At 62.6% G+C, this 9,471-nt stretch carries 7 protein-coding genes and 2 tRNA genes; 5 read left to right on the forward strand and 4 right to left on the reverse strand.

Annotated features, from left to right (window positions below; genetic code table 11):
- Positions 1–18: 18 nt before the first annotated feature.
- The gene (locus BN1132_RS16105; protein ID WP_042078805.1) at positions 19–1,149 is read right to left on the reverse strand and encodes a NapC/NirT family cytochrome c; all 1,131 of its coding nucleotides are present in this window, start codon (positions 1,147–1,149) and stop codon (positions 19–21) included.
- A gap of 274 nt (positions 1,150–1,423) precedes the next feature.
- Here BN1132_RS16105 and BN1132_RS16110 point away from each other — a divergent pair, with 274 nt between their 5' ends.
- Positions 1,424–3,412 carry a DNA topoisomerase III gene (locus BN1132_RS16110; RefSeq protein ID WP_042078806.1) on the forward strand — a complete coding sequence of 663 codons (1,989 nt, stop codon included), beginning with the start codon at positions 1,424–1,426 and terminating at the stop codon, positions 3,410–3,412.
- A gap of 229 nt (positions 3,413–3,641) precedes the next feature.
- On the opposite strand, the gene BN1132_RS16115 is transcribed toward BN1132_RS16110, so the two are convergent.
- Together BN1132_RS16115 and BN1132_RS16120 are read right to left on the reverse strand one after the other, a co-directional pair.
- Positions 3,642–4,997: a TrkH family potassium uptake protein gene (locus BN1132_RS16115; RefSeq protein ID WP_042078807.1), complete on the reverse strand. Its 1,356-nt coding sequence runs from the start codon at positions 4,995–4,997 to the stop codon at positions 3,642–3,644.
- Positions 4,994–5,647 carry a potassium channel family protein gene (locus tag BN1132_RS16120; RefSeq protein WP_042078808.1) on the reverse strand — a complete coding sequence of 218 codons (654 nt, stop codon included), beginning with the start codon at positions 5,645–5,647 and terminating at the stop codon, positions 4,994–4,996. Before BN1132_RS16120 ends, BN1132_RS16115 begins: the two co-directional genes overlap by 4 nt.
- Before the next feature lie 125 nt (positions 5,648–5,772).
- Between BN1132_RS16120 and murB the strand changes: the two genes are divergently transcribed.
- Together murB and birA are read left to right on the forward strand one after the other, a co-directional pair.
- Positions 5,773–6,810 (forward strand): UDP-N-acetylmuramate dehydrogenase, encoded by a 1,038-nt coding sequence (gene murB, locus BN1132_RS16125; protein WP_042078809.1) that lies wholly within the window; start codon positions 5,773–5,775, stop codon positions 6,808–6,810.
- Positions 6,807–7,772, forward strand: coding sequence for a bifunctional biotin--[acetyl-CoA-carboxylase] ligase/biotin operon repressor BirA (gene birA / locus BN1132_RS16130; protein ID WP_042078811.1), 966 nt, complete (start codon positions 6,807–6,809; stop codon positions 7,770–7,772). The genes murB and birA overlap by 4 nt, the downstream gene beginning before the upstream one ends.
- Positions 7,773–7,831: 59 nt before the next feature.
- Here the strand turns inward: birA and coaA are convergent, their stop codons facing one another.
- Positions 7,832–8,770 carry a type I pantothenate kinase gene (gene coaA, locus BN1132_RS16135; protein ID WP_042078812.1) on the reverse strand — a complete coding sequence of 313 codons (939 nt, stop codon included), beginning with the start codon at positions 8,768–8,770 and terminating at the stop codon, positions 7,832–7,834.
- 263 nt (positions 8,771–9,033) lie between these two features.
- On the opposite strand from coaA, the gene BN1132_RS16140 reads away from it, so the two are divergent.
- Both BN1132_RS16140 and BN1132_RS16145 read left to right on the forward strand, forming a co-directional pair.
- Positions 9,034–9,118: transfer RNA gene (locus BN1132_RS16140), tRNA-Tyr, on the forward strand.
- Positions 9,119–9,156: 38 nt separating this feature from the next.
- A tRNA-Gly gene (locus tag BN1132_RS16145) sits at positions 9,157–9,231 on the forward strand.
- The last annotated feature ends 240 nt before the right edge of the window (positions 9,232–9,471 follow it).

The following is a 9,471-nucleotide window of genomic DNA, read 5'->3' on the forward strand; positions in this document are numbered from 1 at the left end:
TTTTCCTCTGTGCCAGCCTCAGTGGGCCGCGCTCATGTCGCTGGCGTGCTTCTGCACGTATTGGGTCAACATGCGAGCCTGTTCCGGAGTCAGGGAGGTACGAGATTCCATCCCCTTGATGACGCCGATCCACTGGTTGGCGTTGAAGTGATCCAGCGCGGTGAGGCCGTGGCAGCCGGTACAGTTGTTGGACATCAGGGTGGAGGCGTACTGCCACAGCTTGCCCTGGTCGCCGATGAGCTGGCTCTGGTCCACCCAGGCGGTCAGCTTGACCTGATGCCAAGTGAGGTTGGTGGCGCTGTCGGTTTCGCTCTGGCCGGTGACCAGCGCTTTCTTGGCGGCATCGCCGACCAGTACGCTGAGGATCCGTTTGCCCGGTGCGGCGTAGAACACTTCGCTCACACCATCCTGTTGCCAGCCTTCGATCTGCACCTTGGCGCGGCCGTTTTCGTTGGCAAGCACTTCCACCTTGGTGGAGGGCATCAGGGTGCCTTCGTCGGTCTTGGCTGCGGCATCGAGGAACAGCGGGGCGGTGGCGATGGCGTAGCGGGTGGTGACGTTGGCCGGGGTCTGGGCCGCAGCCTGCGCCAGCTCGCTGGCACCGGCGGCAGCCAGGCCGCTCATGTCAGGCATGATGTGGGCGACACCGCGGTGGCAGTCGATACAGGTCTGGCCTTCCTTGATGGCGACCGGGTGCTCGGCACGGGCATTGGGGCGCTGGGCCAGCACGTCCATCGCCGCGTAGCTGTGGCAGCTGCGGCAGGTGGCGGAGTCGTTGGCCTTGAGCTGATCCCACACCGTCTGGGCCATCCGCAGCTTGTGGGCCTCGTATTTCTCAGGGGTGTCGAGCGTGCCGATCGCCTCGTGATAGATATCCTTCACGGCGCGGATCTTGGTCCAGAGGTAGGAGGCAGGCTCATTGGGGATGTGGCAGTCGGCGCACTCGGCGCGGATCCCCTTCACGTTCTGGAAGTGGACGCTGCCCTGGTATTCGGCGAGGGGGGTCTGCATGGAGTGGCAGGAGACGCAGAATTCGGTGGAGCTGGTCTTGTGCAGCACGGTGACGGTGACCCCCAGCGCGGCTATCCCCAGCAGGGCCCCGAGCAGCAGAAGCCAGAACCAGGGCTTTCTCAACATTTTTCCAAGCATGGTGGCAGTGTCCTTAGAATCGGGTAGTACCAATATAGTAGTAGTCCTGGGAACACAGGGGTTGACCTCGGTCATGGTTTTTATTTCGATGGAAACTATTTGGCTGTTAAAAGTTTTCCATTTTCGTTTTTTTATGAATTTAAGTCTGATTATCCTGTTTTGAACGGGTGAGACTCAGGTGCGGAGGGCGGAACAAGGTGACAGCCCGGGGCTTGGGGTTTGCGCCTGGCGGGATGTATACTGTTCGCATATACAGTATTCAGGTGTGTCTTCCATGCGACTCTTTATCGCCGAGAAACCCAGCCTTGGCCGCGCCATCGCCGACGTTCTGCCCAAGCCCCACAAGAAGGGGGAGGGTTTCATCGAGACGGCGCAGGGGGACGTGGTGACCTGGTGCATCGGCCACCTGCTGGAGCAGGCGGAGCCCGACGCCTATGACGCCGCCTACAAGCAGTGGCGGATGGAATCGCTTCCCATCATCCCCGAGCAGTGGCAACTGGTGGCCAAACCCAAGACCCGGGCTCAGCTCAATGTGATCAAGGGGCTCATCAAGCGGGCCGACTGCGTGGTCAACGCTGGCGACCCGGACAGGGAAGGGCAGCTGCTGGTGGACGAGGTGATCGACTTTCTCGGCTACCCCAAGAGCAAGCCGGTGCAGCGCTGCCTCATCAGCGATCTCAACCCGCCGGCGGTGCGTCGTGCCCTGGACCAGCTGCGGGACAACAAGGAGTTCGTGCCGCTGGCTGTGTCGGCCCTGGCCCGCAGCCGGGCCGACTGGCTCTATGGCATCAACATGACCCGGGCCTACACCCTGCTCGGCCGCAAGGGGGGTTGCAACGAGCTGCTGTCGGTGGGGCGGGTGCAGACGCCGCTGTTGGGGCTGGTGGTGCGGCGGGATCTCGAAATAGAAGCCTTCGTGCCCAAGCCGTTCTACGAGGTGCTGGCCCACCTGCTGACTGGGGGCAATGAGCGTTTCACCGCAAAGTGGCTCCCCTCGGAAGCCTGCCTCCCCTGGCAGGATGAAGAGGGGCGGGTGCTCAACCGGGCGCTGGCCGCCAAGGTGGTGGAGCGGATCCAGGGGCAACCCGCGTTGGTGGAAGAGGTGGAGGAGCAGGCCCGCAAGCAGGCGGCGCCGCTGCCCTACAACCTCTCCAGCCTGCAGATCGATGCGGCCAAGCGGTTCGGCATGGATGCCAAGCGGGTGCTGGACGTCTGCCAGAGCCTCTACGAGCGTCACAAGCTCATCACCTACCCCAGATCCGACAGCCGTTATCTGCCGAGCGATCACTTCCATCGGGCGCCCCAGGTGCGGGAGGCCATCGCCGCCACGGCGCCGGCGCTGGCGAAGGCGGTGGCCGAGGCGGACGGCAGGATCCGCAGCAAGGCGTGGAACGACGGCAAGGTGGATGCCCACCACGCCATCATCCCCACCGAGAAGCGGGGCAACGAGGGGAGCCTGAGCGGGGATGAGGCCAGGCTGTATGGTCTCATCGCCCGCCAGTATCTGCTGCAGTTCTACCCGCCGTTCGAGTACAACGACAGCAAGGTGCTGCTGCGCATCGCTGGCGGCCTGTTCCAGGCCAAGGCGCGTCGCATCCTCAAGGCGGGCTGGAAGGCGCTGCTCGGGGTGGAGGAGGATGACGAGGAGGAGGCGGGCACCCTGCCTGCCCTGAAGAAGGGGGAGCAACTATTTTGCGAGCGGGGCGAGCTGCTGGAGAAGATGACCCAGCCCCCCAAGCCGTTTACCGATGCCACCCTGCTAGCCGCCATGACAGGCATCGCCCGCTACGTTCAGGATCCCGAGATCCGCAAGACCCTGCGGGAGACCGACGGTCTGGGCACCGAGGCGACCCGGGCCGGGATCATAGATCTGCTGTTCAAGCGCCGCTTCCTGGTGCGCCAGGGCAAGAGCATCAAGGCGACACCCACCGGGCGGGCCCTGGTCCAGGCGCTGCCCCCTGGCGCCACCATGCCGGACATGACGGCACTGTGGGAGCAGAGCCTCGGCAGGATCGCCGAGCGTCACGGTAGCTACCAGCAGTTTATGGGGCCGCTGACGGAGCAGCTGAACGCCTTGATAGAGGGGGCCAGGCAGGACTCCGGCGCCAGCTTCAGCGCCCTGCCCAAGGCGGCCGCCGGCGCCGACAAGCGCCGTTTCACTCGTCGTAGCAGTGGAAAGCGCGGGGGCAAGGGTGGTGCTGGCACAGGAGCCAGCCCTCGCAAGGGCACGGGCAAGCGCACCACTCGAACCAAGGCGGCTTGAGAACCTGTTTACGATCTGTCGCGAGAGGTTGTCAGCAAGGTGAAGAGCAGCGCAGGAACCGGAGTGTATAAGCCATACATGAGGATTCCGAGCAGCACATGAGCCTTGATCACGGCCTCGCAGTAAGATCATAAACAGGTTCTAAGTCGTTCAGAGGCCGATGTCTGCCATAGAGAAGAGGGGCTTTCGCCCCTCTTCTCTATTGAAATAATCCAATAACAGCAGTGAATTAACCTGTATAGACCCCTTCCTCCGGGTAACGGATCCGGGTCTCGCTCGGTCTGGCCAGCATCAGGGCCAGGGTGAGGGGACCCAGACGGCCGCAGATCATCACCAGCACCAGGATCAGCTTGCCCGGTTCACTCAGGGAAGCGGTGATGCCGGTCGAGAGGCCGACGGTGGCGAAGGCCGAGATGGTCTCGAACATGATCTTGTCGAAGGAGTGTGATTCCGTGAGCATCAACAGAAACATGGCCAGCATCAGGGCCATGGTGCTGACGATGATGATGGCGAGCGATCGGGTCACTATCTGGGGGGATAGGGTGCGGCCAAAGGCGGTGACATGGGGGCGCTTGGTCAGAAACGCCCGGGTCGCGAGCAGGACGACGGCGAAGGTGGTGACCTTGATGCCGCCCCCTGTCGAGGTCGCCCCGGCACCGATGAACATCAGCATCATCATGAACAGCAGGGAGGCCGGCACCATCTGGCCGATATCCACCGTATTGAAGCCCGCCGTGCGTGCGGTGGCCGACTGGAAGAAGGCCGCCAGCCACTGGCCGCCCAGACTGCTCTGGCCCAGGGTGTTAGGGTTGTCGTGCTCCAGCAGCCAGAACATCTGGGTGCCCAGGAGCAGCAGGGCAGGGGTCATCAGCAGCATCAGCTTGCTGTGCAGCTTCAGCTTGCGCCAGCGGCGGTTGCGCACCAGATCGACGATGACGGTAAAGCCGATGCCGCCGAGGATGAGCAGGGCCGGAATGGTCAGGCTGATGAGGGGGTCGTCGCGATAGTCCATCAGATTGTTGGCAAACAGCGAGAAACCGGCGTTGTTGAAGGCCGACACCGCGTGGAAGAAGCTGACATAGAGGCCGTGGCTCCACCCCATCTCGGGGACCCAGCGAATGGCCATGATGCCGGTGCCGATCAGCTGGGCGATGAGGGCGAACAAGACGATGCGCTTCACCAGCTGGATGATGTTGACTGAGCCCTCCTGGCCCAGCGCCTCCTTGGCCAGAACCTGCTGGCGCAGGCCGACCCGTTTGCTGAACATGGCGATCAGCAGCAGCGTCATGGTCATCTGGCCCAGCCCGCCTATCTCCATCAGCATCAGCAGGATGATCTGCCCCTGCAGGGTGAAAGCGGTGCCGGTATCTACCACCCCCAGGCCGGTCACGCTGATGGCCGAGGTGGCGGTAAACAGGGCGTTGATGAAGGTGACCTCCCCCTTGTGGCTGGAGGGCTGCACCAGAAACAGGGTGCCGACCAGCAGTATGATGAGGAAGCTGCCCAGGATCAGCCTGGCCTCGCTCCAGCGGGAGTTGTCATCCCGATAAAGGGTGAAGGCGTAGTTGCTGCGCCAGCTGATCATAGGGTGTCGAGCCAGTGGTCGATGGCATGCTTGTTGCCCGCCAGGATCAGGATGTCACCCAGCTGCAGCTCCATCTTGCCGGTCAGCACGTTGTGCAGGACCTCGCCGCGCTTGATGGCCAGCAGCTGGAAGTCGTTTTGCTGCAACAGGTGCAGGTCGGCCAGGGTGCGGGCATTCTGCTGCAGGCCGATGACGAATTCGGTGAGCACCATGTCGTGCCCCAGCTCCAGATAGTCGAACAGCCGGTTGTCCAGCATGCTCTGGGCCACCCGGCGCCCCATGTCCCACTCCGGGTTGATCACCTTGTCGGCCCCCACCTTCTGCAGGATCTTGGCGTGGAACTTGTCGCGGGCCTTGACCCACACCTTTTTCACGCCGGCTTCCTTCAGAACGAGGGTGGTGAGGATGCTGGTCTCCAGGTTGTCGCCGATGGCGACGAAGACGATGTCGAAATTCGCCAGACCCAGTTCGGCGACCGTGGCCTCGTCGGTGGCATCGGCGACGATGACATGATTGCACAGGGTGGCTATCTGGCGGGTCTTGACCTCGTCGATGTCGATGGCCAGCACCTCGGCATCCTGCCGCTGCAACTCTTCGCACAGGGCGCTGCCAAACAGGCCGAGGCCGATGACGGCGAATTGATTGTTCATTCATGCTTCCTCAAGGAACTGAAGGCGTTACTCTACTCCAGCGATGTGAGTCCGAAAAGTGTCCGGGTTTTTTGTCCCGGAAGATCTGGGGTAAACTGCCCCCCTCTCCTTGTCGGAACACGCAGATGAAACTCACCCCCCAAGCCTCCCTGTCGACCCTCAATACCCTGGCGCTGGATGCGCACTGTCTCTGGCTGGCAGACGTGACCCAGCTGGATGACCTCGCACAGTTGCGGGTTCACCCCGAGCTGAGCGTCTTGCCGCGCCTGGTGCTGGGCGGCGGCAGCAACATCCTGTTCTGCGATGACTTCGCCGGTCTGGTGGTGCATAACGGCCTGAAGGGGATTGTGCTGCACGATGAGGGGGAGCACTGGCTGCTGCACGTGGCGGCCGGCGAGAACTGGCACGAGCTGGTGTGCCATGCCCTGCAGCAGGGTTGGTACGGCCTGGAGAACCTGGCGCTCATTCCCGGCACCGTCGGTGCCGCCCCGGTGCAGAACATCGGTGCCTACGGGGTCGAGCTGGCCAGTGTCTGCGCCTATGTGGAGGCATTCAATTGGCACAGCGGCGAGGTGGAGCATATCGACGCCGCCGATTGCCAGTTCGGTTACCGTGACAGCATCTTCAAGCACGCCTGTCAGGACTCCCACTTCATCACCGCCGTCGGCCTGCGTCTGCCCAAGGCCTGGCGACCGGTGGCGGGGTACGGCCCCCTTGCCGCCTTGGGGGAGGCGCCGAGTGCACAAGCCATCTTCGACACCGTCTGTGCCACTCGCATGGCCAAGCTGCCGGATCCCGCCGTGCTCGGCAATGCGGGCAGCTTCTTCAAGAACCCGGTGGTGCCTGCCGCATTGGCTGAGACCCTGAGACAGCAATACCCGCAGATGCCCAGCTACCCGGCCGGCGACGGTCAGGTGAAGCTGGCGGCGGGCTGGCTGATCGAACAGTGCGGCCTCAAGGGGTTCGCCATCGGCCGTGCCGCCGTCCATCAGGAGCAGGCGTTGGTGCTGGTTAACCTGGGAGGCGCCAGCGCCATGGAGCTGATCGCCCTGGCGGCCCATGTGCGGGACAGCGTGGAGCAGAAGTTCGGGGTGGTGCTGGAGCACGAGGTGCGCTTCATGGGCCGCAGCGGCGAGACCCGGCTCGATGAGGTACTGGCATGATCCTGACCCCCATCCGGCAGACGCTGATCACCCTGCTCAGCGACGGCCAGTTCCACTCGGGCGAGCAGCTCGGCGAGCGGCTCGGCATCAGCCGGGCGGCGGTGAGCAAGCACATGGCTGCGCTCAAGGAGCTGGGGCTGGACTTATTCAGCCTGACCGGCAAAGGCTACCGGCTCGCGGTGCCCATGGCGCTCTATGACGAGATGCAGCTGCGGGCGCTGGCTCCAATGGCACCGGTGCACTGCTTCCCGGTGATCGACTCCACCAACCAGTACCTGCTGGAGCGGGTCAACCAGCTGAGTTCAGGCGAGAGCTGTCTGGCCGAGTGTCAGACCGCCGGCCGGGGGCGCCGCGGCAAGCCCTGGGTCTCCCCCTTCGGCTGCCAGCTGATCCTCAGCATGTACTGGCGGCTGGAGCAGGGCATGGCGGCCGCCATGGGGCTCAGCCTGGCGGTGGGGGTGGCCGTGGTGGAGGCGCTGGAGTCGCTCGGTTATCCAGGGGTTGAGCTCAAGTGGCCGAACGATCTCTACTATCAGGGCCGCAAGCTGGCGGGCATCCTGGTGGAAATGAGCGGCAGTGCCGGCGCCAGCTGCAATCTGGTGATCGGGGTCGGCCTCAATCTTGCGATGCCGAGCCGGGAGGGGGAGAAGATCGACCAGGCCTGGTCCGAGCTGCGCCACATCCAGCCCGAACTGGTGGACCGCAACCAGCTGGCCGCCTGCGTGCTGTTGCATCTGCAGCAGGCCATGCAGACCTTCGAGCAGACCGGGCTGGCGAGCTTCGTCGAGAGCTGGAACCGGCTCGATCACTTCGCCGGCCAGCCGGTGAAACTATTGATGGGGGAGCAGGTGATCCGCGGGATCGCCAGGGGCATCGACGATCGCGGGGCCCTGCGGCTGGAGACGGAGGAGGGGATCAAGTTCTACCTGGGCGGGGAGATCTCCCTGCGCCGGGGGGACTGAGACTCCATCCGGCATGAATGAGAAGAGGGGGCCCATGGGCCCCCTCTTCGTCGCTGTCATTATTTGCGCAGCTTGATCTGCTCGATGGCGTGCTCCTTGCCCTTGGTCAGGATCAGGTTCGCCCGCTCCCGGGTCGGCAGGATGTTCTCTTGCAGATTCAGGTAGTTGATATCCTGCCAGATGTTGTTGGCGATCTCGGTGGCCTCGCTCTCCGCCAGCCTGGCATAGTGGTGGAAATAGGAGTCGGGATCCGAGAAGGCGCCGCTGCGGAACTTGAGGAAGCGGTCTATGTACCAGGTGCGCAGCAGCTCGGCGTCGGCGTCCACATAGATGGAGAAGTCGACGAAGTCGGACACGAAGACGCGATGGGGGTCCTGGGGATAGTCCATGCCGCTTTGCAGCACGTTGAGCCCTTCCAGGATCAGGATGTCCGGCTGCTCCACCACCTTCTTCTCGTCGGGCAGGATGTCGTAGACGAGGTGGGAGTAGACGGGGGCCTCGACCTTCTCGTGGCCGGCGCGGATATTGGCGACAAACTCCACCAGATGGCGGATGTCATAGGACTCGGGGAAGCCCTTGCGGCGCATCAGGCCGCGGGCTTCCAGCTCCTTGTTGGGAAACAGGAAGCCATCCGTGGTGACCAGCTCCACCCTGGGGTGCTCAGGCCAGCGTTCCAGCAGTGCCTGCAGGATGCGGGCCGTGGTGCTCTTGCCCCCCGCCACGCTGCCGGCGATGCTGATGATATAGGTGCCCTTACCGCGGGACTGGCCGAGAAACTGCTCCAGCACCCGGCTGCGCCGCTGCTTGGCCTTGACGTAGAGATTGAGCAGGCGGGAGAGGGGCAGGTAGATCTCTTCCACCTCCCGCAATGACACCTTCTCGTTGATCCCGCGCAGGGTCTGCAGATCGTGCTCGGTCAGGGTCAGGGGGACCGCATCGCGCAATAACGCCCATTGTTCGCGGGTGAATTGCAAATAGGGGTTATGCTCTGTCGTCATGGTGTCATCACTGTTTCTTGGGCAGGGCGACCATACACCAAGGGGTCGGGAGCGACAAGGGACGCGTCCGGTTGGGACGGAGAAGGAGCGCTTTTTTGCCTAGATCCCGGCAATAATGCACATTTTGCAAGGCGCAATGGTTGCATCCCCAAAATCCTTACCATAAAATGCGCGACGCTTGGATGTCTGTCGTCTATTTGCCCAGCAAAAGCGACAAAAACAACGGGTGCAAGCAGAATTACCGTTGTGGCATTTATGCAACCGGAGGGGTTCCCGAGCGGCCAAAGGGATCAGACTGTAAATCTGACGGCTCTGCCTTCGAAGGTTCGAATCCTTCTCCCTCCACCATATTTCTCTGCGGTTTGAGTTCTTTGGGTTAGAGAAATGCGGGCATCGTATAATGGCTATTACCTCAGCCTTCCAAGCTGATGATGCGGGTTCGATTCCCGCTGCCCGCTCCAAGATGCTGATATGGCTCAGGTAATTCTGAAAGCCACACCCTAGGGTGAGTTCGGCAATCGAACCAGCCTGTCAGCACCAGCCTCTCTGCTCCCCGTGATTCAAATCCATCATATAAACTGTTCTGTGGTTAGCTTGCCACCGCGTACTCAGCGTTAGTTTAGAGGGACGATCATGTCTAAAGAAAAATTTGAGCGTAATAAACCGCACGTTAACGTGGGTACCATCGGCCACGTTGACCA

The organism is Aeromonas sanarellii (assembly GCF_000820085.1).
In the GTDB taxonomy this organism is placed as follows: Bacteria; Pseudomonadota; Gammaproteobacteria; order Enterobacterales; family Aeromonadaceae; genus Aeromonas; species Aeromonas sanarellii.

Bases quoted from the DNA above. Each gene is read 5' to 3' on its own strand.
- birA (WP_042078811.1), top strand. From the start codon at position 6,807: ATGATCCTGACCCCCATCCGGCAGACGCTGATCACCCTGCTCAGCGAC.
- murB (WP_042078809.1), top strand. From the start codon at position 5,773: ATGAAACTCACCCCCCAAGCCTCCCTGTCGACCCTCAATACCCTGGCG.
- coaA (WP_042078812.1), bottom strand. From the start codon at position 8,770: ATGACGACAGAGCATAACCCCTATTTGCAATTCACCCGCGAACAATGG.
- BN1132_RS16110 (WP_042078806.1), top strand. From the start codon at position 1,424: ATGCGACTCTTTATCGCCGAGAAACCCAGCCTTGGCCGCGCCATCGCC.
- BN1132_RS16105 (WP_042078805.1), bottom strand. From the start codon at position 1,149: ATGCTTGGAAAAATGTTGAGAAAGCCCTGGTTCTGGCTTCTGCTGCTC.
- BN1132_RS16115 (WP_042078807.1), bottom strand. From the start codon at position 4,997: ATGATCAGCTGGCGCAGCAACTACGCCTTCACCCTTTATCGGGATGAC.
- BN1132_RS16120 (WP_042078808.1), bottom strand. From the start codon at position 5,647: ATGAACAATCAATTCGCCGTCATCGGCCTCGGCCTGTTTGGCAGCGCC.